This window comes from Actinomadura formosensis (assembly GCF_050948385.1).
GTDB lineage: Bacteria > Actinomycetota > Actinomycetes > Streptosporangiales > Streptosporangiaceae > Spirillospora > Spirillospora formosensis.
Map to the genome: position 1 here is coordinate 7,163,122 of NZ_CP192011.1, position 23,696 is coordinate 7,186,817.

General features: G+C 71.5%; 25 protein-coding genes. 13 read left to right on the forward strand and 12 right to left on the reverse strand.

Annotated features, from left to right (window positions below; genetic code table 11):
• Positions 1-226 precede the first annotated feature (226 nt).
• From ACQP1N_RS33665 to ACQP1N_RS33680, 4 genes are read left to right on the forward strand one after another with little or no spacing between them, the layout of a single operon-like run.
• A complete protein-coding gene (locus ACQP1N_RS33665) occupies positions 227-1,048 on the forward strand; it encodes a DUF4129 domain-containing protein (RefSeq protein ID WP_433228297.1) in 822 nt (273 codons plus the stop codon).
• On the forward strand, positions 1,045-1,539 hold the full coding sequence (locus ACQP1N_RS33670; RefSeq protein WP_433228299.1) for a hypothetical protein: 495 nt from the start codon (positions 1,045-1,047) through the stop codon (positions 1,537-1,539). The genes ACQP1N_RS33665 and ACQP1N_RS33670 overlap by 4 nt, the downstream gene beginning before the upstream one ends.
• Positions 1,530-2,531: an AAA family ATPase gene (locus ACQP1N_RS33675; RefSeq protein WP_433228300.1), complete on the forward strand. Its 1,002-nt coding sequence runs from the start codon at positions 1,530-1,532 to the stop codon at positions 2,529-2,531. Before ACQP1N_RS33670 ends, ACQP1N_RS33675 begins: the two co-directional genes overlap by 10 nt.
• A complete protein-coding gene (locus tag ACQP1N_RS33680; protein WP_433228302.1) occupies positions 2,528-4,120 on the forward strand; it encodes a DUF58 domain-containing protein in 1,593 nt (530 codons plus the stop codon). The genes ACQP1N_RS33675 and ACQP1N_RS33680 overlap by 4 nt, the downstream gene beginning before the upstream one ends.
• An 81-nt stretch (positions 4,121-4,201) precedes the next feature.
• Here ACQP1N_RS33680 and ACQP1N_RS33685 read toward each other — a convergent pair whose 3' ends face one another.
• A complete protein-coding gene (locus ACQP1N_RS33685; RefSeq protein WP_131732375.1) occupies positions 4,202-5,164 on the reverse strand; it encodes a hypothetical protein in 963 nt (320 codons plus the stop codon).
• A 462-nt stretch (positions 5,165-5,626) separates the two neighbouring features.
• Here ACQP1N_RS33685 and ACQP1N_RS33690 point away from each other — a divergent pair, with 462 nt between their 5' ends.
• The 3 genes from ACQP1N_RS33690 to ACQP1N_RS33700 all read left to right on the forward strand — a co-directional run bounded on the left by ACQP1N_RS33690 (position 5,627) and on the right by ACQP1N_RS33700 (position 7,723).
• On the forward strand, positions 5,627-6,529 hold the full coding sequence (locus ACQP1N_RS33690; RefSeq protein WP_433228303.1) for an N-acetylmuramoyl-L-alanine amidase: 903 nt from the start codon (positions 5,627-5,629) through the stop codon (positions 6,527-6,529).
• Positions 6,530-6,775: 246 nt separating this feature from the next.
• The gene (locus ACQP1N_RS33695) at positions 6,776-7,456 is read left to right on the forward strand and encodes a hypothetical protein (protein ID WP_433228304.1); all 681 of its coding nucleotides are present in this window, start codon (positions 6,776-6,778) and stop codon (positions 7,454-7,456) included.
• Positions 7,457-7,600: 144 nt separating this feature from the next.
• Positions 7,601-7,723, forward strand: a complete 123-nt coding sequence (locus ACQP1N_RS33700) for a hypothetical protein (protein WP_255218773.1) — start codon at positions 7,601-7,603, stop codon at positions 7,721-7,723.
• Positions 7,724-7,795: 72 nt separating this feature from the next.
• Here the strand turns inward: ACQP1N_RS33700 and ACQP1N_RS33705 are convergent, their stop codons facing one another.
• Positions 7,796-8,659, reverse strand: a complete 864-nt coding sequence (locus ACQP1N_RS33705) for an alpha/beta fold hydrolase (protein ID WP_067793539.1) — start codon at positions 8,657-8,659, stop codon at positions 7,796-7,798.
• 58 nt (positions 8,660-8,717) lie between these two features.
• Here ACQP1N_RS33705 and ACQP1N_RS33710 point away from each other — a divergent pair, with 58 nt between their 5' ends.
• Positions 8,718-10,652, forward strand: coding sequence for a BTAD domain-containing putative transcriptional regulator (locus ACQP1N_RS33710; RefSeq protein WP_433228306.1), 1,935 nt, complete (start codon positions 8,718-8,720; stop codon positions 10,650-10,652).
• Between the two features lie 49 nt (positions 10,653-10,701).
• On the opposite strand, the gene ACQP1N_RS33715 is transcribed toward ACQP1N_RS33710, so the two are convergent.
• Both ACQP1N_RS33715 and ACQP1N_RS33720 read right to left on the reverse strand, forming a co-directional pair.
• Positions 10,702-11,175, reverse strand: a complete 474-nt coding sequence (locus ACQP1N_RS33715) for a hypothetical protein (protein WP_067793537.1) — start codon at positions 11,173-11,175, stop codon at positions 10,702-10,704.
• Between the two features lie 130 nt (positions 11,176-11,305).
• A complete protein-coding gene (locus tag ACQP1N_RS33720) occupies positions 11,306-12,349 on the reverse strand; it encodes a pyridoxal-phosphate dependent enzyme (RefSeq protein ID WP_433228307.1) in 1,044 nt (347 codons plus the stop codon).
• 87 nt (positions 12,350-12,436) lie between these two features.
• Between ACQP1N_RS33720 and ACQP1N_RS33725 the strand changes: the two genes are divergently transcribed.
• Together ACQP1N_RS33725 and ACQP1N_RS33730 are read left to right on the forward strand one after the other, a co-directional pair.
• A complete protein-coding gene (locus tag ACQP1N_RS33725) occupies positions 12,437-13,378 on the forward strand; it encodes a LysR substrate-binding domain-containing protein (protein WP_433228309.1) in 942 nt (313 codons plus the stop codon).
• 107 nt (positions 13,379-13,485) lie between these two features.
• A complete protein-coding gene (locus tag ACQP1N_RS33730) occupies positions 13,486-13,758 on the forward strand; it encodes a hypothetical protein (RefSeq protein WP_433228310.1) in 273 nt (90 codons plus the stop codon).
• A 182-nt stretch (positions 13,759-13,940) separates the two neighbouring features.
• Here ACQP1N_RS33730 and ACQP1N_RS33735 read toward each other — a convergent pair whose 3' ends face one another.
• A complete protein-coding gene (locus ACQP1N_RS33735) occupies positions 13,941-14,177 on the reverse strand; it encodes a hypothetical protein (RefSeq protein WP_067793534.1) in 237 nt (78 codons plus the stop codon).
• 116 nt (positions 14,178-14,293) lie between these two features.
• On the opposite strand from ACQP1N_RS33735, the gene ACQP1N_RS33740 reads away from it, so the two are divergent.
• Together ACQP1N_RS33740 and ACQP1N_RS33745 are read left to right on the forward strand one after the other, a co-directional pair.
• A complete protein-coding gene (locus ACQP1N_RS33740) occupies positions 14,294-15,046 on the forward strand; it encodes a MerR family transcriptional regulator (RefSeq protein WP_242608601.1) in 753 nt (250 codons plus the stop codon).
• Between the two features lie 42 nt (positions 15,047-15,088).
• The gene (locus ACQP1N_RS33745) at positions 15,089-16,852 is read left to right on the forward strand and encodes a prolyl oligopeptidase family serine peptidase (protein WP_433228312.1); all 1,764 of its coding nucleotides are present in this window, start codon (positions 15,089-15,091) and stop codon (positions 16,850-16,852) included.
• A gap of 69 nt (positions 16,853-16,921) precedes the next feature.
• On the opposite strand, the gene ACQP1N_RS33750 is transcribed toward ACQP1N_RS33745, so the two are convergent.
• The 4 genes from ACQP1N_RS33750 to ACQP1N_RS33765 all read right to left on the reverse strand — a co-directional run bounded on the left by ACQP1N_RS33750 (position 16,922) and on the right by ACQP1N_RS33765 (position 21,076).
• A complete protein-coding gene (locus ACQP1N_RS33750; RefSeq protein ID WP_131732377.1) occupies positions 16,922-17,590 on the reverse strand; it encodes a TetR/AcrR family transcriptional regulator in 669 nt (222 codons plus the stop codon).
• A gap of 73 nt (positions 17,591-17,663) precedes the next feature.
• Positions 17,664-18,728 (reverse strand): aspartate-semialdehyde dehydrogenase, encoded by a 1,065-nt coding sequence (locus tag ACQP1N_RS33755; protein WP_433228313.1) that lies wholly within the window; start codon positions 18,726-18,728, stop codon positions 17,664-17,666.
• A 128-nt stretch (positions 18,729-18,856) separates the two neighbouring features.
• A complete protein-coding gene (locus ACQP1N_RS33760; protein ID WP_433228314.1) occupies positions 18,857-20,131 on the reverse strand; it encodes an aspartate kinase in 1,275 nt (424 codons plus the stop codon).
• Positions 20,132-20,230: 99 nt separating this feature from the next.
• Positions 20,231-21,076, reverse strand: a complete 846-nt coding sequence (locus ACQP1N_RS33765; protein WP_433228316.1) for an LLM class flavin-dependent oxidoreductase — start codon at positions 21,074-21,076, stop codon at positions 20,231-20,233.
• Positions 21,077-21,502: 426 nt separating this feature from the next.
• Between ACQP1N_RS33765 and ACQP1N_RS33770 the strand changes: the two genes are divergently transcribed.
• The gene (locus ACQP1N_RS33770) at positions 21,503-21,790 is read left to right on the forward strand and encodes a hypothetical protein (protein WP_131732378.1); all 288 of its coding nucleotides are present in this window, start codon (positions 21,503-21,505) and stop codon (positions 21,788-21,790) included.
• An 80-nt stretch (positions 21,791-21,870) separates the two neighbouring features.
• Here ACQP1N_RS33770 and ACQP1N_RS33775 read toward each other — a convergent pair whose 3' ends face one another.
• Genes ACQP1N_RS33775 through ACQP1N_RS33785 form a run of 3 tightly spaced genes read right to left on the reverse strand, consistent with a single transcriptional unit; the run spans position 21,871 to position 23,417 of the window.
• A complete protein-coding gene (locus ACQP1N_RS33775) occupies positions 21,871-22,416 on the reverse strand; it encodes a DUF5063 domain-containing protein (RefSeq protein ID WP_067793526.1) in 546 nt (181 codons plus the stop codon).
• Positions 22,409-23,008 (reverse strand): recombination mediator RecR, encoded by a 600-nt coding sequence (gene recR / locus ACQP1N_RS33780; RefSeq protein ID WP_067793525.1) that lies wholly within the window; start codon positions 23,006-23,008, stop codon positions 22,409-22,411. The genes ACQP1N_RS33775 and recR overlap by 8 nt, the downstream gene beginning before the upstream one ends.
• A gap of 28 nt (positions 23,009-23,036) precedes the next feature.
• Positions 23,037-23,417 carry a YbaB/EbfC family nucleoid-associated protein gene (locus tag ACQP1N_RS33785; RefSeq protein ID WP_084262409.1) on the reverse strand — a complete coding sequence of 127 codons (381 nt, stop codon included), beginning with the start codon at positions 23,415-23,417 and terminating at the stop codon, positions 23,037-23,039.
• Between the last annotated feature and the right edge of the window lie 279 nt (positions 23,418-23,696).

A 23,696-nucleotide genomic window follows, 5' to 3' on the forward strand; every position in this document is an offset into this window, starting at 1 on the left:
TTGATTCCCTATCAGCAATCACACTGATTTGGTGACCGGAAAGTCGCCTACGGAGCTTGTCCTTACGTTCGCGTGTGCTGGCCTGTCAGTGGTGTGCACGTCTCGCGGTGTCATGGCCGGGAACGGCCAAACTTGATCAAGGGGAGCGTGGGCGGAGCACAATGCCGGTATGCGGCCCAATCAGCTCCCGGCTGCGCAGGAAATGAGAAAAGTGTGCGCTGCCGCCTTGCTCCTGGCCATGGGGGCGATCGGGCTGCGGGCGCTGGCCGGGCTCTGGGCGTGGCCGTCCGCGCATCGGCCGCCGGGGGCGAACCTGGCCGGGTTCGCGGTGGTGGAGGCGCTCGCGGTCGTGCTGATGGTCGCGGGACGGCGGGGCGCCGGGGCCGATCCGGTCGGGAGCCGGTGGAGAAGGTGGCTGTCGGCGGGCTATGTGTTCCTGATTCTCGGGGTGCCGCTGGCGATGCTGCTGGTGACGGCGGTCAGGGTTCCGGGGACGGGAGAGCCGTTCCCCCTGCCGACACCGTCGCCTTCACCGTTGGAGCCGGTGCCGTCGGAGCCGGATCCGACATTGCTGCCGCCGCTGCCGGGGCGGGAGGAATCGTCCTGGACGGGCGGCTGGATGATCCTCTTGGCCGCCCTCGTCGTCCTGGGGGTCAGCGCGGTGGTCTGGAGCGTTGCCGGACGTCGGCCGCGCGGGGCACCGCCGGTTCCCTCACCGGTCCCGCCGCGACCGGCCGCTTTTGATGAGGCGGCGGCGGCCGGCAGCCTGGTGCTGCGCTCTACCGGCGACCCTCGCGCGGCCGTGGTCGCCTGCTACACGGTGATGGAGAGCGTGCTGGCGGAGGCGGGAGCCGCCCCGCGGAGCAGCGACACCCCAGGTGAGGTGCTGGCCCGGGCCTCCGGTGCGGGATTGGCGGGGTTGGACGCGGCGGCCACGCTGACGCAGTTGTTCAGGGAGGCGCGCTACAGCGTCCATCCGGTGACCGAGCGGCACCGGGCCGAGGCGCTGGCCGCGCTGGAGTCGTTGCGTGCCAGGAGCCGGGCGTGAGGGCCGTGGCGCGGGTCTTGGCGGCCGGGTTCGCGCTGGTCGCGGGTTATCTCGTCGCTGGTACGCCCGCTGTCGTCCTGCTGGCCGCCGGGTTGACCGTCCTCGGTCTGCTCGCGGCCCGCGCCGCGGTTCCGGCCGCGCTGCCGGCCCTGGAAGCCGTTGCGGGAGAGGAGACGCGCGGTACGGACGATCTTCAGCAGTTCTCGTCCTACTGGCGTATCAACAGGGCGGTGTCCTGGTCGCAGGTGTCGGCCCGGCACTACGACTCGACCGCCCGGCCGCTGCTCACCCGTCTTCTCGCCGTCGCCCTGGCCGACGGGCACGGCATCGACCTGTCCCGCGAGCCCGAACGGGCGAGGGAACTCCTCGGCGAGGAACTGTGGCCGCTCCTCGACCCCGGCCGTCCCGCGTCCGGGGACACCTTCGTGCCCGGCCCGGACTCGGCCACGCTGCACGCCGTCGCGATCCGTCTGGAGGAACTGTGGCCTTGAACGACGACGCGAACATCCGGTCCCCCGCCGACGCGGCGGCGCTGTGCCGGGCCGTCCTCGGTGAGATCGAGAGGGCGGTGGTCGGCAAGCGGGACGCGCTCGAACTGGTGCTGACGGGCATCCTCGCGTCCGGGCACGTGCTGATCGAGGATCTGCCCGGTCTCGGTAAGACGCTGATGGCACGGGCGTTCGCGACCGTCCTCGGCCTGGACTTCGCGCGCGTCCAGTTCACCCCGGACATGCTGCCCGCCGACCTGACGGGCGGCACGGTCTACGACCCGCGGACGTCGGACGTGAAGTTCCGTCCCGGGCCGGTGTTCACCCAGCTGCTGCTGGCCGACGAGATCAACCGGACGCCGCCGAAAACGCAGGCCGCGCTCTTGGAGGCCATGGAGGAACGGCAGGTCAGCGCGGACGGGGAGAGCCGTCCGCTGCCGCGGCCCTTCATCGTCCTGGCCACCGACAACCCGATCGAGTACGAGGGCACCTACCCCCTGCCCGAAGCCCAGCTCGACCGGTTCGCATTGCGGATCAGGCTCGGTTACCTCACCTCCGGCGAGGAGAGCGAGATGATCAACCGGCGGCTGTCGCGGGGCGCCGCCGCGCCGTCCCTGCGCGCTCTGGCGGGCCCGGAGCAGGTGCTGGCCATGCGGGACCGGGTGGAGGAAGTGCACGTCGATGACGGGATCGTCCGGTATGCGGTCGCGATTTCGGCCGCCACCCGCGCACACGCCAAAGTGACGGTCGGCGCGAGTTCGCGGGCGACGCTCGGCGTCGTCCAGGTCGCGCGGGCCCGCGCGCTGCTCGCCGACCGCGATCACGTGCTCCCGGAGGACGTCAAGGCCGTCGCGGTTCCGGCGCTCGCGCACCGGCTCGTCCTCCAGCCGGAGATGTGGGTCCGGCAGGTCACCGGTGAGGACCTGGTCACCGAGGTGCTCGAACAGGTCCCGGTGCCGCGCGGGATCACCCCCGTGCCGGGCCGCGCCACATGAGCGGGCACCGGCTCGACTGGCGCCCCGCGCCGCTCGCCCACCGGCTCGCCACGGTCGCCCTGCTGGCCGGCCTCGCGGCGCTGCTGCTGTCCCGGCCGGACCTGCTGCTGCTGGCCGCGCCGCCCGTCGGGGTGCTGGCCGCCGGACGCGCCGCGCGGCGCCCGCGCGGCCTCACCGTGCGGGTCACCGACCATCCGCGGCGCTGCTTCGAAGGCGAACCCGTCGAGATCACCGTCACCGCGCGGGTCGACGGGGCGCTGGACGAGATCGCGATCACGCTGGATCACTCCTCGGTGTTCACGGCCGAGATCACCGCCCGGGACCGGTCGGCCGCATCCGCGGAGGTCACGGTCGTCCTGTCGGCCGGATGCTGGGGCCGCCATCCCCTTCCCCGGGTGGTCGTCGACTGCCGCAGCCGCTACCGCACCGGCCAGGCCCGGGTGGTGCTCGCGCTCGGCGAGATCAAGGTGTTCCCCGCCGGGCCTCCCGTCCGGCCGCGGATCACCACGCTGGACCTGCCGCGCCGGCTCGGCGAGCATGTCGCCCGCACCGCCGGATCGGGGGTGGAGTTCGCCGGGATCCGCCCCTACCTGCCCGGCGACCGGGTGAGGGACCTGAACTGGAAGGCCAGCGGGGCGCGCGGACGGCCGCACGTCACCACGTGGGCCGATCAGCGGCAGGCCGAGATCGTCCTCGCCGTGGACACGTTCACCGACCTCGGCGCGCGGGGACGCGGCACCCTGGATCGCGGCATGCGCGGCGCGGCGGCGATGGCGACGGCCTACCTGCGGGCCGGCGACCGGGTCGGGATCGTCGCATTCGGCGGGGTCCTGCGCTGGCTGGCACCGGGGCAGGGCGGGCTTCACTTCCACCGCCTCGCCGAAGCCGTCATGGACGTCCGGAACCCGCACGGCGTCGCGTCCGACATCGTCCGGGTTCCGCGGTCGGCGCTGCCGCCGGGCGCCCTGGTCATCGTGTTCTCACCCCTGCTGGACGACCGGCCGTGCAGACCGTCCAGGACCTGCGGCGCCGCGGCAACCCGGTCGTCGTCATCGACACCCTGGACCGGGAACCGCCGGCGGGCGAGCGCGACGCGACCACCGACCTGTCGCTGCGGCTGTGGCGCCTGGACCGGCGGGCGCTGCTGGCCGGGCTCGCCGACCTCGGCATCCCCGTGGTGCCCTGGTCGCCCGCGGGCTCGCTCGACGCGGCCGCCGGCGCCTTCGGACACCCGATCCGCGGACGGCACTCGTGATCCCCCGCATCAGGTCCGCCGCCGTGATGGGCCTTGCCATGGCCGTCATCGTTCTTTGCGCGGTAGGGGACCCCGGTGTCCCCGCGGCTGCGGTCATCGGGCTGGGACTTCTCGGGTTCCTCCTCGTCGAGGACGCCTCCGGTGGGCTTCGGCGCCACCTCCTGCCCTTGGCCGTGGCGGGCATCTGCGCCGTCCTCACCGCCGCCGCGCTCCTGCTACCGCCCGCACCCACCGTTCTCACCGTCGTCGCCGGGCTGAGCGCACTCGTCGGCGCCTTCCGGCTCTCCCATCGCTGACCAAGGTCAGACCTCGCAGGCGATCCGTGCGCACTTGATGTTTCCGGTGATCGCTTCCTCGTCCGAGAGGCCGTCTTCAGGTTTCCCTTGAAGACGGCCTCTTGTGTCGGAGTGGTGGCCTATGCGACGGGCCAGGCGCGGGTGAAGGAAGACCATCCGCCGCTTTGGGTCGGGTAGGTGGTGGTCCAGATGGCCTGGTCGACGCCGCGGACGGCGGCGATCGCGTAGGGCCTCGGTTCGCGGGTTCCGGCGGCGGTGGGGCCGTCGATGAGCCTGCCGCCTATGCTCTCCCAGCCGGTGGGGGCTCCGGCGAGGCCGTTCACCCAGAGGGCGTCGTCGGTGCCGCGGACGAGGGCGAACACGCCGTTGCTCTGCGGTATGTAGGCGAGGGCCGGGGGACTGTAGGTGAGGCCGCCGATGGAGGTCCACGGGCCGGAGGTCGACTTCAGCCATACCGCGTGGTCCATTCCGGCTGCGGCGATCTCGATGTGGCCGTCCTGGATCGTTACCGCGGCCGGTGCGGTGGAGATCTGCCCGCCCAGGCTCGTCCACGGCTGGAGCGTTCCACCGGCGGGGAGTGCGCGGGTCCACAGCGCGTTGTCCACGCCGCGGGCGAACACGTCGATGCGTCCGTCGCTTCCGCCGGCGACCGCCGGTGCGGAGTTCAGCCTTCCGCCCCAGCTCGTCCAGGAGCCCCAGGTGCCGTTGTGCATCATGCGCACCCAGATCGCGTCGTCGACGCCTCGGACGGCGACGACGACCGTGCTGCCCGCGACGGCCGCGGCCGGAGCGCCGTAGGTCTGGCCGCCGATGCGGGTTTGCCCGGACCAGCCGGTCGCGTCGTAGAAGGTGCGCATGTACACCGCGTCGTCCACGCCGCGGTAGAAGCCGAACCCCGTGCCGGTGGCGTCGATGGCGAGTCCGACGGTCGAGCGCGGGGCCGGATCGGCGGCCGCCGCGTCGCCGGATGCCGCCATGAGCGGGGCGGCGAGGCCGGCCAGGCCCGCCGCGATGGCCGTGTTCCTCAGCAGGTGTGCCGAGATGCGCCGTGTGATGTGTGCGGCGCGTAATGCTTCGTGCATTTTGATCACCCCATTACATAATGCCCGCTCTTTAGATCATTTAAAGGGACAAAAGTCCCAATTGATTTGATCAAAGAGTCAAGGAATCGAGATCATGGCCGTGACCTGCACTGATGAATGTAGATCGAGAATTCGCACAGCTAATGATCGGCATTTTTGGATGATTTCGGTCGTCCACAAGTTGGCATTTTTGGGCGACAGTCGAAGGCCTCAGAAAGGATCAAGGTTTGAATTCTGCCCGGAATGATCTGGGGTGGGCCGAGTACGCGCCCTCCACCATCCCGTGGACGTGCGGTCGCCCTCGGCTCCCGTGGTCGGACCTGGGGGTTGATTGGGCGAGATCCGGACGGGTAAAGCCGGGTCCCGAAGTGACTTGGGCTTCAATTAGCCCGTTCGGGGTGAAGAACGGGCGGGGCCCACCTACGCTTTGCGGTCACGTTGAGTGTCGTTGGGAGGCCGACCGTGAACATCATCAGCCGGGCGGAGTGGGGCGCGCGTCGCCCGCGGTCCCGCTCGACGGTCACGTGGGGGCGGCGCACCGAGTTCATCGTGCACTACTCCGAAGGTCCCACCACGCAGTCGGTGCGGTCCATCCAGGACTTTCACATGGGCACGCGCGGCTGGTCCGACATCGGATACAACTTCCTCGTCGACGTCCACGGCCGGATCTACGCGGGACGTGGCTGGCTGGTCGTCGGAGCGCACGCGCCGGGGCACAACACGTCCGGCATCGGCGTCTGCATGATCGGACAGGACGGGGACGCCACTCCGGCGGCCACCCGGTCCATTCGCGCGCTCTATGACGAGGCGTGCCGGCGCGCCGGGCGGAATCTGGCGAAGCTCGGGCATCGGGACGTGTACGCGACGAGCTGCCCCGGCGACCAGTTGTACGCGTGGGTGCGGGCCGGGATGCCCGCGGAGAAGGAGAAGGAGGACGACGACATGCCGGATTACGTGTCCGTCGGGATGAACGCGAGGCAGGATCTTCCGCCCGGAGAATGGGTCACGGTCAACTGGGGCAAGGAGTACGCCGACTCGGCGCATCACCATTGGGACAAGGGCGGACCGTCGTTCATCATCGGTCCCGCCCGCTACGCCCTCACCGCGAACGTCCAGATCGAGGGGCTCGCGCCCGGCACGGAACTGCAGGCGCGCGTGATCGAGCACGCCGAATCCGGCAGCGACATCGCGACGGGCCCGCTCGCCGAGTACGTCGCCAGCAACGGCGCGGCGTTCCTCCATTACAACGTCGCGGCGGACATGGTGCCGAAGGGTTACCGGGTCCGGTTCCAGATCGTCCAGTACGGCTCCAAGACGGGCCGGATCACGGACGGAAGCGCCAAGGGCCTGGTCTGGTCGACGTAAGCCCGAGGTCGGCGATGGTGGCGCACCACGGACACGGTGATGCTCAGCGCCATCGCCCGGCTCGTGAAGAGCTGACCCCGAGACTGTGAGGCGGGCGGGGCGCATCCCAGATGCGCCCCGCCCGTCTTGTTAACTCAATCAACCCATCCATACGTGTTGACTCAATCTTCAATCCATGGTCTTCTGATTGCAGTCAACCGGGCTCGTCATGAGATCGGCGCCTGGTGCCATCAACGGGGAGATCTCATGAAGCCTGCTCTTGCCCTGGTCATGGCTGGTCTGGTGTTGTCGCTCGCCGCGTGCGAGCGTCCGGCTGCCGTGCACAAGGGCCTGGCCCCTCCGTCAGAGATCCCCTCCACCAACACCGCTGACAGCACGACACCCAGCCCGCATTCGGTCAAGCCGCAGAAATACCGCGGACGTGGCGACAAGATCGTGCGCATCAAGGACGGTGACGAGGCATGGCTGGCCGCATTCACGCACACGGGCAGCAGCAACTTCATCGTTTCGGCCCTCGATCCCTCTGGGGACGAGAGCGACGTCCTGGTCAACGTCATCGGCGGTTACAAGGGCACGGTGTTGTTCAACGACGAAGCGGACAGCAACACCAGAGCACTGAAGATCAAGGCTGACGGGGCTTGGACCTTGCGTCTCAAGCCGCCGTCGGACGCACGGCTCTGGGACGGTGAACGCATCACCGGCAAGGGCGATGACGTTCTGCGGTTCGCGGACCCGTCCTACGGATTCAGCACGATGAAACTCACCCACCGGGGCGATTCCAACTTCATCGTGGACTCCTACACCGAGGACAGCGCCGAGAATCTGGTCAACGAGATAGGCCGCTACTCGGGGGAGGTGTCGCTGCCAGGCGACACCGTGCTGATCACCGTCCACGCCGACGGCAAGTGGACGCTCACGTGGACCTGACCGAAATCATGCCGCGCGGAGGGGCGTGGGTACGTCCCGCCGGTAGCACCTGAGCGGGTGAGGTTTGCCGTTCGGTGGGGTTAGCGGGGGGTCGTCCGGCTATGTGAGGAAGCGACGAGTGCGCCGGACGAACGGACGAGGGGCATGGCACGTAGACGGGGGCAGAGCGCGCCGCTCAACTGGGAGTTGCTTCTCGGGCTGCTGGCGACCGCGTTCATCATCTATGTGTGGGTGTGGGCGGCGACGCAGGGCGGCCCACCCTGGTAGGCATACTGGCCCGCGCCAAGCGGTACCGCGTCCCTGCCGATGACCCGCGTACGGTGCGGTCGGCCGGGTCTCCTAGCGGGCCAGCAGGGTTCGGAGGGCCTTGCCGATCTCGGCGGGGGCCTCTTCGGCCATGAAGTGGCCGCAGGTCACGGTTTCGTGGGTCAGGTCGGGCGCCCAGGCGCGCCAGAGCGCGGCGGCGTCGTAGCCGAGGGCGGCGCCCCAGTCCTGCTGGAGGACGGTGACGGGCATCCGCAGCCGGTTGCCCGCGTCGCGGTCGGCCCGGTCGTGTTCGACGTCGATGCCGGCGGACGCGCGGTAGTCGGCGACGATCGAGGGGATCGCCTCCCGGCAGGCGTCCAGGTAGGCGGCGCGGACGTCGGGCGGGACGGCGGACGGGTCGTTCGCCCACAGGTCGAGGAAATGGCCGAAGAACGCGTCCGAGGCGCCGGCGATCATCTGTTCGGGCAGGCCGGGCGGCTGGGCCATCAGGTAGAGGTGGAATCCGACGGCGGCGGTGGTGCCGTGCATGACGTCCCACATGTCCAGGGTCGGCAGGACGTCGAGGCAGGCCAGGTGGGTGATGGTGTCGGGATGGTCGAGGCCGGCGCGGAAGGCGACGAGGGCTCCGCGGTCATGGCCGGCCAGGGCGAACCGTTCGTGACCGAGGGCCTGGGCCAGGGCGACTATGTCGGAGGCCATGGTGCGCTTGGAGTAGTCCCCATCGGGCTTGTCGCTCGCTCCGTATCCTCTGAGGTCCGGGCAGATGACGGTGCGGTCGGCGGCCAGGTCCTCGGCGACGTGCCGCCACATCAGGTGGGTCTGCGGGAAGCCGTGCAGTAGGACGATCGGAGAGCCCGAACCGCCGACGGCCACGTTGAGGGACACGCCTTCGGCGACAGGGACGCGCTTGTAGTCGAATCCAGGGATGCTTGTCATGGCTCCAAGGCTGCCGCGCGTGAATGAGCATCCGATGAGCGCGCTATAGCGTGGCGGGGTGGACGTCCTGTTCGGGGTGCTGGGGCCGGTCACGGCCTGGGACGGCTCCGGGAACGTGATCCCCTTGAAAGGGCCGCGCCATCGTGCCGTGCCGGCCCGGCTGATCATCGCGCGTGGACGCGTCGTGCCGGTGTCGCTGCTGGTGGACGACCTGTGGATGGATCCGCCTTCGGACGGGGTCGGGGCCGTGCGCACCTTCGTGGCGGCGTTGCGGCGCGTCCTGGAGCCCGATCGTCCGCCCCGGACGCCGCCCCGGCTGCTGGTCACCGAGGGGCCGGGGTATGCGCTGCGTCCCGGACCGGACGGCGTCGACGCCTGGTGGTTCGAGCGGGCCGTGACCGCGACGCGTCCGGCGGCCGAGCTGCTCACGGCGCTGGACGAGGCGCTCGGCCGGTGGCGCGGACCCGCCTACGCCGAGTTCGCCGGCGAGCCGTGGGCGCGTGCGGAACGTGCCCGGCTGGCGGAGCTGCGGCTGCGGGCGGTCGAGCGCCGGGCGGAGGCGCGGCTGGCACTGGGCCTCGCCGCCGACGCGGTGCCGGATCTGGACGCGCACGTCGCCGAGCATCCGTGGCGTGAGGAGGGCTGGCGCCTGCTGGCACTCGCCCTCTACCGCACCGGCCGTCAAGGGGACGCGCTGGCGGTCCTCCGGCGAGCACGCACGCTGCTGGTAGAGCAACTGGGGGTCGATCCAGGCCCGGAGTTGCGTCGCCTAGAGGAGGACATCCTCCGCCAGGCCGATCACCTGGACGCGGCCTCGCGAGTGTGGGCGCAAGCAGCCGAGACCTATGACCGCACCGTGGCGGCGGAGGCGCGGTCGCGGCTGGAGTCGACGGTCGGCATCCTGCGGAACCTCGCGGTGACCGGCGGCGGGGGCCTGGAGGCGGCGCGCGGGCAGCGCATGGCGGCGATCGCGGCGGCCGAGGAACTCGGCGACGCGGAACTCACCGCCCGGGTGATCGGCGCCTACGACGTCCCGGCGATCTGGACGCGGTCCGACGATCCGCACCAGGCCGCCCAGGTCGCGGCGGCGGCCGAGCGGGCATTGGCCGCGCTTCCGCCGGGGCGCGAGACGGCGCGGGCGCGGCTGCTGGCCACGATCGCCCTGGAGTCGCGCGGCACCGGGACGAAGCGGGCACGGCAGGCGGCCCGCGAGGCGGAGCGGATCGCCCGCGAGCTGGACGATCCGAGGCTGCTGGCGTTCGCGCTCAACGGCGTGTTCATGCAGTCCTTCGACCGCGCCGGGCTGGCTGCCCGGCGGGACGAGGTCGGGGCCGAACTGGTCGGGCTGTCCGCCCGGCATGATCTGGTGAATTACGAGGTGCTCGGGCACCTCATCCGGCTCCAGGCGCGCGGCGCGCTCGCCGACTTCGGCGCGGCCGACGGGCACGCGCGGGCCGCGGACCGCTTGGCGGAACGCCACGAACGTCCGCTGGTGGGGGTGTTCACCGCCTGGTACCGGGCGATGCGGCTCGCCGCGTCCGGCCGGGCGGCGGCCGAGGTCGAGGCCGCCTACCGGGACGCCGCCGCCCGGCTCGACGGCTGCGGCATGCCCGGTCTCGAAGCGGGCCTCGTGCCGCTGGCGTCCCTCTGCCTGCGCGTGCGAGACGGGCGCCCGGCGCAGACCGGCCCCGCGGACTGGGGGCCTTACGAGCCCTGGGCACGGCCCCTGGTGTCGCTGGCGCGCGGCCGGCGGGCCGAGGCCGCCAAGGCGTTGCGAGACGCCCCCGATCCGCCCCGTGACCTGCTGTTCGAGGCGCTCTGGTGCCTCACCGCCCACGCCGCCGTCGCCCTGGACGACCGGGAGGCGATGCGACGCGCCCACGACGCGCTCGCCCCGGCCGCCGGTGAACTGGCCGGCGCCGGCAGCGGCCTCCTCACCCTGGGCCCGGTCTCCCGCTACCTGCGCGCCCTCGCGGAACGGAGCGGCCGTTAGGCGGCGGGCGGCTCCCCGGTTCCGGCCATGGCCCGCCGCTCGCGCCGCGCTAGTTGTCGCTGAACAGCGGGTAGCGGAGACGCGCCACGCCGGGGCGCGCCGCCCGGTGGTGGCCTTCGACCGCGGCGCCGACGAGTTCGTCCTCGGCGGTGAACGCGATCTCCATGATCGTGATGAATTCCGCCGTCGGCGGGTAGAGCCGGGCCGCGGCGTTGGCCGTCCGGCGGACGAGGACGCGGGCGGCGGTGCGCAGCGCGCACTCGAAGTACCGGATGTCGTGCCCGGCGAGGGCCTCGCCGGCGCCCAGCGCGCGGAACACCGGCAGCACGGCGCTCGCCTCGCGGGCTCCCGAGTAGACGGCGATGGCCTCCCGGACGAGGTTGGAGACGTCGCCGGCCCGCAGATGCGTGTAGGCGGGGACGCGGGCGGCGATCTCGCCGACCACCTCGGCGGTGATCTCGTCGGCGCGCTCGGCGAGGAACCGCCGCAGAACCGCCGCCGGGCCGTCGTCCGTCCCTGCCACCGTGAGCCCCCTCGCAACCCGTTCCCAGTGGTAGCTGGGAGTGTTGGCCGAGAGTAGATCAATCCGCGCGGATGCGGTAGGGGTATGTTACCGACGCGTACAGCGGATCGCGACCGAGCGGTAACTTTCCTCAGGTCAAGGACGGGTTGGCTGCTCGGCCTTCTGTGTTCAGCAGTACAACGGTGTGGGCAGGAGCCAAGGACGGGCGGTGGGCCAGGGCGGCACGGACGCCTGCCAGGGAGGCGGCACCGCAAGGGCCGGCGGATATGCCCAGAGCCGACAGGTCCTTCGCAGCACGGGCCGTATCGGCATCGGTCACTGCCACTGCCGCGTCCAAGCCGGAGCGGAGGACGGGCCAAGCCAAGGTGGAGGGGGTGGCGCAGTTGAGGCCCGCCATGGTGGTCGAGCCCGTCTCAATGGTCTGAAGCCTGTCTTGGTGGAGGCTCGTCAACAGGCAGGGAGCGGCATCGGGTTCCACGGAGAGCACGGTGGGAGCACACCCTCCAGACCTGTAATGGGTCACCGCCGCCTGGGCCAGCGAGCCCACGCCCACGGGAACGGCCACCAGGCCCGCTGGGGCGGCGCCCGCCTCGGCCAGTTGGACGTCGATCTCGGTGAAGAGGGTGGAGTAGCCCTCCACGATCCACTGCGGGACGCGTTCGTAGCCGGGCCAGGCGGTGTCCTGGACGAGGAGAGCCGAAGGGTCGGCGTCCGCCGCCTCGGCCGCGCGGCGCACGGCCTCGTCGTAGGGGCCCGGGACCTCGGTCAGGCCGGCGCCCTCCGCCTTGATCGCGGCCATGGCGGCGGGGTGGACACCGTACGGGACGTAGACGTCGGCCTTGAGGCCCAGCAGGCGGGCCGTCGCCGCGACCGCGCGCCCGTGGTTGCCGTCGGTCGCCGTGACGAGCCGGACGCCGGTCGCCTCGCGGGCGTCCGAGAGCGCCCGGTGGATCCCCCACGAGGCACCGAGGATCTTGAAGGCGGGGAGCCCGAGCCGGGACGACTCGTCCTTCACCAGCACCCGCCGCACCCCCAGTTCGGCGGCCAGGGACGGCAGTTCCACGAGCGGCGTCGGGGCGTAACCGGGGAGCGTGCGGTGGAAGGCGGCGACGCCGGGCGGGACGGGAGGGCACGTCCAGGCGCGGGCGGCCGGACGGGCGAACCAGCGGACCATGGACGCCACACTTCCGCAGCGGCCTTCGATCGGTCCAGCGAATGTTTCCGAGCGATAATCGTCAGTTCAGCCGATGATTGGGGAAGCATGCTGGATCTGCACCGGCTGCGCCTGCTGCGCGAGCTGAAGCATCGCGGGACGCTCGCCGCCGTCGCCGAGGCCCTGTCGTACAGCCCGTCGTCGATCTCGCAGCAGCTGTCCGTCCTGGAGAAGGAGGCCGGGGTGCCGCTGCTGGAGCCGGTGGGGCGCCGGGTCCGGCTGACCGCGCAGGCCGAGATCCTCGTCGCGCACACCGAGGCGGTGCTGGAACGGCTCGAACGCGCGGAGGCCGAGCTCGCGGCGTCCCTGGAGGGCATCGCGGGGGTGCTGCGGGTGGGCGCGTTCCAGACCGCCGCGCTCACGCTCGTCCCGGACGCGCTCACCCGGCTCCGCGACGCCCATCCGCGGCTGCGGATCGAGATCACCCAGCGGGAGCCGGAGAGCGCGCTCCCCGCCCTGCTCGCGCGGGACTTCGACCTCGTGATCACCGAGGAGTATCCGGGCGGGCCCGGGCCGCGGCCGGCGGGAGTCGAGTACGCGGAACTGGGCGAGGACGAGATCCGCCTCGCGGTTCCGGCGGGCACGGCGGTTCCGGCGGGCACGGCGGTTCCGGCGGGCATCCCGGGCGCCGGCCTGCGGAGCCTGGCGGGCGGCGCGTGGGTGATGGAGCCGGAGGGCACCGCGTCCCGGCGGTGGGCGACGCGGCTGTGCCGCGAGGCCGGGTTCGAGCCGGACGTGCGGTTCGAGTCCACCGACCTGCTGCTCCACCTGCGGCTCGTCGAACACGGCCACGCCGCCGCGCTGCTGCCGGGGCTCGTGTGGGCGGGCCGCCCGCCGACGGTCCCGGTCGTCCGGCTGCCGGCCGGGCACCGGGTCCGCCGCCTGTTCACCGCGGCCCGCCGGGGAGGCGGCGGCCACCCGGCCGTGCGGGCGTTCCGGACGGCCCTCGCGGCCGGGTTCACGGACCGGAGCAGAGGACCGGGGGAATGACCCCACCGCGGTTACGGGTTTTCCTCTATAGCGATTGATTCGCCCAACAGGGAGAGTCATATCCAGCAGCAGGGGAACGAGGCCCCTCCGCGGGAAGAAGGCACACGATGGCGAAGACGCCGACCCTCACCTCGATGAGCACGTCCGATCTGGCCGAGATCCTGTTCTGCTGCGGGCTGCAGGAGTCCGACCGCCCCTCCGCCGAGCAGGTCCGCGCCGCGATCCGCGCCCGGATCTGCGCCTGCGGCGGGGACCGCTCCGTCTGCGTCGCCCTCGTCGCCCAGGAGGCCGGCGACCACCCGGAGACCTACCGCACCCGGATGCGCTGGGCGCTCAGCACCGTGTCCGCGGCCTACCCCGACCTTGGCACACCCGACTGACCAGGGAGAATCCCATGCGCTCACCGTTCATCGACCGGCGCGAGGACATCCTTCCCCGTTCGCTTCGCGACCTGATCGCCGCCGAGGCGTCCCAGGCCTCACGGCTCACGAACGAACCGCGCAGGCACCGGCAACGCAGAGCCAGGACCGCCCGGCGTGCCCCATAGCCCGGTACGGCCCGGTCAGTGCCGCGACTTGGACTTGGACTTGATCTTGGTCTTCTTGTGCTTGGACTTGTGGCCGTGGCCGCCGCTCGTCTCCCACTCGTAACCGGGCGTGTTCTTCTCGCAGTAGCGGTCGCTCACCTTGGTGTCGGTCGCGTCGTGCTCGCACCAGCGGTCCTGACCGCCGCACGCGGTCAATCCGAACGCGGCGACCAGGACGGTCAGCGCGAGTGCGGCGGGACGGGTCTTCGGCATGTTCGGCCTTTCTCTGCCGGTGTCAACCCAGGTCAGACGTCCGCGATCCGGTTGCCGTTCCCCTGCCCGCCGAAAGGGCAGGTGACCGTCTCCGGCCGCGAACTATGCTGGCGCCCGTGAGCGAAGAGCCGACGCAGGACCATCCCGGCGGCGCGGGCCGCGAGTACCGCATCGGCGAACTCGCGAAGGCCGCCGGCGTTCCCGTGCGGACGCTGCGTTACTACCAGGAGCGCAAGCTGCTCCCGCCGCCCCGCCGCGAGGGACGCATCGGCCTCTACCGCGAGGACCATCTCGCCCGCCTCCGCGTGATCGGGAACCTGCTCGACCGCGGGCACACCCTGGAGGGCATCCGCGAGCTGCTGTCGGCGTGGGAGCAGGGGCGCGACATCGCCGCCGTCCTCGGCGTCGAGAAGGCGGTCACCACGCCGTGGTCGAACGAAGTCCCGGTCACGATGACGCTGGCCGAGCTGGCGGCGCTGTTCCCCGGCGAGGTCGGCCCCGAGGCCCTTGAGCGGGCCGTCGCCCTCGGCCACATCGAGGTGGACGGCGACTACGTCACCCACTGGAGCCGCCGCCAGCTGGACGCGACGGTGGCGCTCGTCCGGGCCGGGGTGCCGCTGGACGCGGTGCTGTCGGCCGGCCGGGAACTCCAGCGCGGCATGGACGAGCTCGCCGCGATGTTCATCCGGCTGATCACCACGCATGTCGTGCAGAACATCGACGACCGGGACCTCGGGGAGCTCACCGAGACGCTCGCCCGGCTGCGTCCGGGGGCACAGGTGACGGTCGAGGCGGGGTTCGCGCGGGCCATGGACCGCCAGGTCCGTGCCACGATCGACCGGCTGCTCGGCCGGCTGGCCACCCCCTGAGCACCGTCCGGAGGGATACCGCGGGGCCGCGATACTGGGGGCATGGTCGACGACGAGCGCTGGAAGGCGCGTTTCCGGGCCGCCCGGATGAGCCTGCCCCGGTGGGCGCGTGACGCCCCGCACCGCAGCATCTACCGGTCGAACGTGACCGGGACGTGGGAGATCTACGCGTGGGACCGGGAAACCGGTGCACAGCGGCAGGTGACCGATCGTCCCAACGGGACATGGGCGGGAACCATCGCCCCGTCCGGCGAGTGGGTGTGGTGGTTCGCGGACACGGACGGAGACGAGTTCGGTGTCTGGAACCGTGTCCCGTTCGATGGGAAGGAGAGCGTTCCGGCCGTCCCCGGGCTGGAACCGTCGTATCCGTCTGGGCTGTCCCTGGGGCGCAGTGGTCTCGCCGTCATCGGACGGACGACCGACCAGGGCAACACGATTCACCTGTGCCCGCCCGAGTCGGAGCCAGAGGTGCTCTATCACCACGCGGAGGACGCGCACGTCGCCGCCCTTTCGCGGGACGAGACCCTCATCGCCATAGGGCACAGTGAGCACGGCGACAGCCGGCACATGGCGTTGCGCGTGCTGCGCCCGGACGGCTCCACGGTCGCGGACCTGTGGGACGGGCCCGGCAAGGGCGTCTACGGCGCCGGATTCGCCCCGGTCGAAGGGGATTCGCGGCTCCTGGTCAATCACGAGCGGCGCGGCCGGGACGAGATGCTGATCTGGGATCCCGTCGCCGGAACCGAGCACGAGATCGTCCTCGACCTGCCCGGCGAGATCGGCGCCGACTGGTACCCCGACGGGACGGCGCTGCTGATCTCCCACTCGCACGAGGCGCGCGACGAGCTGTACCGGTACGACCTGGGCGACGGCGCGCTGACCAGGATCGACACGCCGCGCGGGGTGATCGGCGGGGCGGCCGTCCGGCCGGACGGGACGGTGGAGTTCTCGTGGTCGTCCGCCGCCGAGCCGCCGGTGATCAGGTCCACGTCCGGCGCGATCGTGCTCACCCCGCCCGGTCCGGCCGCGCCGCCGTCCGTCCCGGTCGAGGACGTGTGGGTGGACGGCCCGGCCGGCCGTATCCACGCGCTGGTGAGCCGGCCGGCCGGCGACCGCCCCCACCCGACGGTCTTCGACGTCCACGGCGGGCCGACCGCGCAGGACGACGACTCGTTCGCGCCAGCGGCCGCCGCCTGGGTCGACCACGGATTCGCGGTCATCCGCGTCAACTACCGGGGGTCCACCGGATACGGGTCGCAGTGGCGTGACGCCCTTGAGGGGCGCGTCGGGCTCACCGAACTGGAGGACATCAAGGCCGTCCGCGACTGGGCCGTCGAGTCGGGCCTCGCCGACCCGTCGCGGCTCGTCCTGACGGGCGGCTCGTGGGGCGGGTTCCTCACGCTGCTCGGCATCGGCACCCGGCCAGACGACTGGAGCGTCGCGGTCGCGTCCGTTCCCGTCGCCGACTATGTCGCCGCGTACGAGGACGAAATGGAGGGCCTGCAGGCGTTCGACCGCTCCCTGTTCGGCGGCTCCCCGGACGAGGTCCCGGACCGCTACCGCGAGTCGTCCCCGATCACCTACGTGTCCCGGGTCAAGGTGCCGGTGCTGATCCTGGCCGGGGAGAACGACCCGCGCTGCCCCATCCGGCAGATCGACAACTACCTCGGGCGCCTCGCCGAACTCGGGCTTCCGCACGAGGTGTACCGGTACGACGCGGGCCACGGGTCCCTCGTCGTGGAGGAGCGGATCAAGCAGATGGCGGCCGAGATGGGCTTCGCCCGCAAGCATCTCGGCATGGCGTGAACTCCCCCGGGGGCGGACGCCCGTCCCCGGGGTTCCCAAGATCGCCCCCTGCCGGGGCGTGCGCACCCGTCAGGCGCGGACCTCGCGGATGATCCCCACCAGCTCGCGGGTCACCGACTTGAAGCCCGGCAGGCGCGACATCGCCACCATGCGGTTGACGAGCGGGACCGTCCGCTCGACCAGCAGGTAGGTCTTCCGGCAGCCCGGCGAGCTGTCGTGGACCCAGTACAGGACAACGCCCATCGAATAGATCCACAGCAGTTCGGGCAGTTCGGCGCGGAACTCGCCGTCGATCTTCAGGTCGGAACCCTCCACGACCTCGCGGTAGATCGCGACCGCCGACTCGCGGGCCGGGCCGGACTCGGCGCTGAACGGGTTGAGCGGGCTGGTCGGCTCGGCGGCGAACTTGAAGAACTTCCCGGCGAACTCGTGATACGGGACCATCGTGTCGACCCGGGCCTTCAGGACGCCCCGCAGCCGGGCCGCGAACTCCGTCTCGGTGTCGAGGACGGCCCGGCACGCGGCGACGTGCTCGTCCTGCAACTCGTCGTAATAGGCCTGGATCAGCTCTTCCTTGGACCCGAAGTAGTAGTAGGCGTTGCCGACCGAGACGCCCGCCTCCTTGGCGATCGCCCGCATCGTCGTCGCCTCGTATCCGCGCTCCCGGAACAGGCGCAGCGCCGTCTCGACGATCACGGCCCGCGTCTGCTCGGACTTGCCGGCCTTCGTCTCGGTCACGCATGCCACCCTAAAGCCCGTGTGCGACGTCCTGCTCATGGCATGAACCGCCCTCCGGCGCGACCCCGCGTGATCAGCCGGTTCGTTCGGCGGCGAGGAGTTCGGCTATCTGGGCGGTGTTCAAGGCGGCGCCCTTGCGGAGGTTGTCGCCGGACAGGAACAGCTCCAGGGCGCACGGGTCGTCCAGTGAGCGGCGGACACGGCCGGCCCAGGTCGGGTCGGTGCCCGCGACGTCGGACGGGGTCGGGAACTCGTGCGTCTCCGGGCTGTCGCACAGCACGACACCGGGCGAGCGGGCGAGGATCTCCTGCGCGTCCCGCTGGTGGACGCGCTCCTCGAACACCGCGTGCACGGCCATCGAATGCCCGGTGATCACCGGCACCCGGACGCAGGTCGCCGACACCCGCAGCTCGGGCAGGTCCAGGACCTTGCGGATCTCGTCCCGGATGCCGACCTCGTCGGACGTCCAGCCGCCGTCCGCGTGCGTCCCCGTCCACGGCACGACGTTCAACGCCAGCGGCGCCGGGAACGGGCCGAGGTCGCCGACGACGCCGCGGATGTCGCCCGCGCGGTTGCCGAGCGCCCGGTCCCCGCCGACCTTCTCCAGTTGCGCGTGCAGGGTGTCGATGCCGTGCCGCCCCGCCCCGGACGCCGCCTGGTAGGACGCGACGACCAGTTCACGCAGCCCGTACCGGGCGTGCAGCGCGCCGATCGCCACGATCATCGAGAGCGTCGTGCATCCGGGGCCCGCGACGATGCCGCGCGGACGGTCCCGCACCCGTTCGGGGTTCACCTCGGGGACGACGAGCGGGACGTCCGGGGCGGCCCGGAACGCGCGGGACCCGTCGACCGCGACGGCGCCGTGCTCCACCGCGACCGGGGCCCATGCGGCGGCGACCTCGTCCGGCACGGCGAACACCGCGATGTCGGCGTCCTCGAAGACCTCCGGTGCGAGCGCCACCGCCTCCGCCCGCTCACCGCGTACCCGGAGCGTCCGCCCGGCGGAGCGCTCCGAGCCGATGAGGCGGACCTCCCCGTACACGTCCCGGCGGATGGACAGCAGGTCGAGCATCACCGCCCCGACCGCCCCGGTGGCGCCGACGACCGCGAGGGTCGGCAGCCCGGATGCAGGGCCCATCGTCGCACTCACACCATCAGAACTACCGCGGCCCGCACGCGGTTCCCGGACGGGGAGAGCGCCGCGGACGCGAAAGGCCGCGCGGGCGGGAGCGTCGCCGTCCCGTGCCCGCGCGGCCCGCGGCGGCATCAGCGGCCGGTGCCCCCGTAGACGACGGCCTCGACCTGCTCGGCGTCCAGGTCGAACGCGTGGTGCGCGGCGGCGACCGCGGTGTCGATGTCGTCCTGGTCGACGACCACCGAGATCCGGATCTCCGAGGTGGAGATCATCTCGATGTTGACCCCGGCCTCGGCGATCGCGCCGAACAGCGCGGCCGTCACCCCGGGGTGCGAGCGCATCCCGGCGCCGATCAGCGACACCTTGCCGATCCGGTCGTCGTAGCGGAGCGACTCGAACCCGATCCGCTCCTTCAGCTTGTTCAGCGCGGTCAGCGCGGTCTGCCCGTCGGTGGCCGGCAGCGTGAACGAGATGTCGGTCCGCCCGGTGGACGCCGCCGACACGTTCTGCACGATCATGTCGATGTTGATCTCGGCGTCGGACAGCGCGGAGAAGATCGCGGCGGCCTCACCGACCTTGTCCGGCACTCCCACCACGGTGATCTTGGCCTCGCTCCGGTCGTGCGCGACCCCGGAGATGATCGCCTGCTCCATGTCCTGTCCTTCGATCTCGCTGCTGTCGACGACCCACGTGCCCTCCTTCTGACTGAACGAGGACCGCACATGGATCGGAATGTTGTAGCGGCGCGCGTACTCCACGCAGCGCAGATGCAGGATCTTCGCGCCGCTCGCCGCCATCTCCAGCATCTCCTCGTAGGAGATCTTCGGGATCTTGCGGGCGGCGGGCACGATGCGCGGGTCGGCGGTGAAGACCCCGTCGACGTCGGAGTAGATCTCGCAGACGTCGGCGGCCAGCGCGGCGGCCAGCGCGACCGCGGTGGTGTCGGACCCGCCGCGGCCGAGCGTGGTGATGTCCTTGGTGCCCTGCGAGACGCCCTGGAACCCGGCCACGATGCAGATCGAGCCCTCGTCCAGCGCGGTCCGGATCCGGCCCGGCGTCACATCGATGATCTTCGCTTTCCCATGCGAGCCGTCGGTGATCACACCGGCCTGGGAGCCGGTGAACGAGCGGGCCTCATGGCCCAGGTTCGCGATGGCCATGGCCAGCAGCGCCATGGAGATCCGCTCGCCCGCGGTGAGCAGCATGTCCAGCTCACGGCCCGGCGGCAGGGGACTCACCTGCTTGGCCATATCGATGAGATCATCCGTCGTGTCGCCCATCGCGGACACGACGACGACCACGTCGTTGCCCGCCTTCTTCGTTGCGACGATGCGCTGGGCGACCCGCTTGACGCCTTCGGCGTCGGCGACGGAGGAGCCACCGTACTTCTGCACGACAAGAGCCACGAGTGGGCGCTCCTCGGATCGGGGTCAGACGTTCCGGACGACGAGTCTACAGAGCCCGGCGCCATGGATCACGACCAGGTAACTACCAAGGTTGGAGCCCTACAGGTTCGGCGGGCCCTGCTCGATGCGGCGCAGCACCGGGTCGAGGCGCTCGTTGTCCTCGGTGCCGATGAGCCGGCGCTCGTCCCACCAGGTGGCGCCGGCGTCCATGAGCGGGCCGACCAGGTCGCGGGCGTCGGCGGGGCTGACCCCGCCCACGACGATCTCGAAAGGCCCTTCCTCCCGCTGCCCGCGAATGTAGGCGACCAGCTCCTGAACGTCCTCCTTGGACGGGGCACGACCGTGCGAACCCGGCCCGAACAGCGGGACGGCGCCGTCCCAGCGCGCGGCCCTGCGCATCGGCCGCCGGTTCGGCCAGAACCCCGCGATCCACACCGGAGGGCGGGGACGCTGCACCGTCGCGGGCAGCAACGCCACGTCCTCCGCCTGGTAGTGGCGCCCGTGATGGGTCACCGGCTCCCCGGTCCAGTAGCGTGCGAGCAGGTCGAGCCCCTCGTCCAGGCGCTCGGCCAGCAGGACCGGGTCGGTCGGCTCACCGAAGGCCCCGTACTCGTCCTCGATCGGCCCGCCGAGCCCCGCGCCGAAGATCACCCGCCCGCCGCTGAGGGCGTCCAGGGTGGCGACCTGCCGCGCCAGCTGCTGCGGCCGCCGCCGCGCCACCGGCGTGACCAGGGTGCCGAGCTTGATCCGGCTGGTCGCCAGGGCCGCCGCCGTCAGCAGCATCCACGGATCACCGAACGTCTTGCGGCTCCGCTTCGCATGGACGACGTGATCCCAGACGAACACCCCGTCCCATCCGGCCTCCTCGGCCGCCACCGCGACCCGCGCCACCGTCCGCGGGTCCGCGAAGTCCCCGAAATTCGGAATATTGATCGAATACCGCACCCCCGCATGCTCCGCCCCACCCTCCCCCCTTGGCAATCGAATTAGCCCTGGGCGGACAACCCCCGCCAGCCACATCACCACCCCTCGGGCAGTACATCTAGATCATCTCGGATCGGTGCTCGCCTTTTCTGTGGGCCTGCGGGTTCGTTGGGGTTGTCATCGCGGGCAGCCCCGCGCGTCCCGATGGCTCTCGCGCGATTCGCCGATGTGCTGGTGGCGGCCGGGGTGGGGTGCCGCGGCCGGTATGGGACACCGCAGGCGGTGCTGGAGATCTGCTCGGCGGACCACCCGGCGGTGAGGCAAGGCGTCTACGTAAAAGCAGGGGGCGGGTGCCCCGGTTCGTGGCGTCCATCGGGGACCCGTTGCGTCCCCTGCCATGACCCGGCCGGGGCATGCGCCGTGGTGACCGAGCTGATGGGAGAGTTGATGGCCGCGTTCGATGAGCTGCCGCGGGTGCGCAGGGGACCGCTGGACTCCCTGTACGCGACGCTGCGGCGCCGTGCCCCGCAGATGTCCGCGGCCCGCCCGGACGGCGACGCGCTGCACGTCGGATACCGGGGGCAGACGGCGACCGTCGTCTGGGACGCCGACCTTGAGCAGTACGCGTGGGGTTCCGGGGACGGCGGGCAGATCGGGCCGGACGCCGAGAAGGCGGCCGAGCTGATCGCATGGGCCCTGGACGCCACGGTGACTCCCGGCACGCCGGACGAATGAACCCGAGTCCGCGGAGCCGGGGCTCCCCGGCGACGCGGAGTCGTGCGCCGGGACGGTGACGAACGGGTCAAGCCCGTTCGCTAGGCCCTCGCGGCCTGGGGGGCGACGTCCAGGCGGGCGTTGGCGACGAAGGCGTGCAGGGCGCGAAGCGCCGCCCCGGCGTGGTTGCCCCAGTGGTTGAAGTAGGAGTACTGCCACCACCAGAGGGCCTCAAGGGGGCGGTCCTGGTTGTAGTGACGCAGCCCGTGGACGAGGTCACTGGCGACATCGACCAGGTCGTCCGACAGGCGGTAGGACGTGACCTCGGAGTCCTTGTAGGGGTCGAAGACCTCGGCGTACTCGTCCAGGGCTTCGAGACGCTCGGCGAGGCCCTGCCGGATGGAGTCGAGGTCGGGGTCGTCCCCGACCTCCGGCTCCCAGTTGTCGGGGAGGATCACGTCGGCGCTGGCACCGAGCTGCGCGCCGGCCAGGATGACCTGCGACACTTCGAGGAGGAGCAGCGGGATCGTGTGCTTGCCGCCGTCGCCGCGGGCGACCGCCTCCAGTCCGTTCAGGTAGTTGTCGACGTGGCACGCCACGCGTTCTGCGAGGGCGTTCCAGTCCTGCGGGCTGTTGGTGTCAGACATCGAGCAGCCTCCGTCCTTCGAATGCGCGGCCCAGCGTCACCTCGTCTGCGTATTCGAGGTCGCCACCCACCGGCAGGCCGCTGGCCAGACGGGTGACGGTGAGGCCCATCGGTTTGACGAGCCGGGCGAGGTACGTCGCCGTCGCCTCGCCCTCCAGGTTGGGGTCGGTGGCGAGGATCAGCTCGGTCACCGCCCCGTCCGCGAGCCGCTGCATCAGCTCGCGGATGCGCAGATCGTCCGGGCCGACGCCCTCGATCGGGCTGATCGCGCCGCCGAGGACGTGGTAGCGGCCGCGGAATTCGCGGGTCTTCTCGATCGCGACGACGTCCTTGGATTCCTCCACGACACAGATGATGTGCGGGTCACGGCGGGCGTCCCGGCAGATCCGGCACTCCTCTTCTTCCGCGACGTTGCCGCACGTCTTGCAGAAGCGGACCTTGTCCTTGACCTCCTTGAGCGCCTTCCCGAGCCGTTCGACGTCGGCCGGATCGGCGGCGAGCAGGTGGAAGGCGATCCGCTGCGCGCTCTTGGGGCCGACTCCGGGCAGCCTGCCCAGCTCGTCGATGAGGTTCTGGACCACCCCTTCGTACAACGGACCCTCCTTTCCTCGTCGCCCGCGCTCAGGCGCCCTGGCCGCCGCCGAGCCCGGGGAAGCCGCCGGGGATGCCGCCGCCTCCACCGCCGAGCCCCTGGGCGAGCGGCCCCATCTTCTCCTGCTGAAGCTCCTGCACCTCGCGCGCGGCGTCCCGGATCGCGGCCAGGACGAGATCGGCGATGGTCTCCGCCGTGTCGGCCGGGTCGTCGGCGTCGATGGCCTTCGGGTCGATCGACAGCCCCGTGACCTCGCCCTGCCCGTTGACCGTCGCGGTGACGAGCCCGCCGCCGGCGGTCCCCTTCACCTCGGCCTCCGCGAGCTCACGCTGCGCGTTGAAAAGCTGCTGCTGCATGGCCTGCGCCTGCTGCAGCAGTTCCTGCATGTTCAACTGACCACCGGGTTCCACGGTGCACTCCCTCTTCCGGCCCCCGAGGGCCTTCTCCCTGGCGCTCCGCCAGCCACCGGACGTCCGTCCCCCGAGCCTACGGGTTTCCACCAGGACACGGTAAGTACGCCCATCACGGCGCCGATGCTTCCACGCCGGTCTCGCCGTAAGCGCCCTGCCCGTTCAGGGCGGGGGTTGGGATACCACGACGCCCGGCGCGGGCGGCGCGGCTACCTGGGGCCCTGCACGACACCGAAGCGGCGGCGGAGCAGGTGGAGGGCCTGCTCAAACACCGCATGC

Coding starts and splice junctions, on each gene's coding strand:
- ACQP1N_RS33745 (WP_433228312.1), top strand. CDS start 15,089: ATGGTCGACGACGAGCGCTGGAAGGCGCGTTTCCGGGCCGCCCGGATG.
- ACQP1N_RS33775 (WP_067793526.1), bottom strand. CDS start 22,416: ATGTCTGACACCAACAGCCCGCAGGACTGGAACGCCCTCGCAGAACGC.
- ACQP1N_RS33730 (WP_433228310.1), top strand. CDS start 13,486: ATGGCGAAGACGCCGACCCTCACCTCGATGAGCACGTCCGATCTGGCC.
- ACQP1N_RS33685 (WP_131732375.1), bottom strand. CDS start 5,164: ATGCACGAAGCATTACGCGCCGCACACATCACACGGCGCATCTCGGCA.
- ACQP1N_RS33735 (WP_067793534.1), bottom strand. CDS start 14,177: ATGCCGAAGACCCGTCCCGCCGCACTCGCGCTGACCGTCCTGGTCGCC.
- ACQP1N_RS33725 (WP_433228309.1), top strand. CDS start 12,437: ATGCTGGATCTGCACCGGCTGCGCCTGCTGCGCGAGCTGAAGCATCGC.
- ACQP1N_RS33700 (WP_255218773.1), top strand. CDS start 7,601: ATGGCACGTAGACGGGGGCAGAGCGCGCCGCTCAACTGGGAGTTGCTT.
- ACQP1N_RS33680 (WP_433228302.1), top strand. CDS start 2,528: ATGAGCGGGCACCGGCTCGACTGGCGCCCCGCGCCGCTCGCCCACCGG.
- ACQP1N_RS33695 (WP_433228304.1), top strand. CDS start 6,776: ATGAAGCCTGCTCTTGCCCTGGTCATGGCTGGTCTGGTGTTGTCGCTC.
- ACQP1N_RS33755 (WP_433228313.1), bottom strand. CDS start 18,728: ATGGGCCCTGCATCCGGGCTGCCGACCCTCGCGGTCGTCGGCGCCACC.
- ACQP1N_RS33770 (WP_131732378.1), top strand. CDS start 21,503: ATGGCCGCGTTCGATGAGCTGCCGCGGGTGCGCAGGGGACCGCTGGAC.
- ACQP1N_RS33720 (WP_433228307.1), bottom strand. CDS start 12,349: ATGGTCCGCTGGTTCGCCCGTCCGGCCGCCCGCGCCTGGACGTGCCCT.
- ACQP1N_RS33705 (WP_067793539.1), bottom strand. CDS start 8,659: ATGACAAGCATCCCTGGATTCGACTACAAGCGCGTCCCTGTCGCCGAA.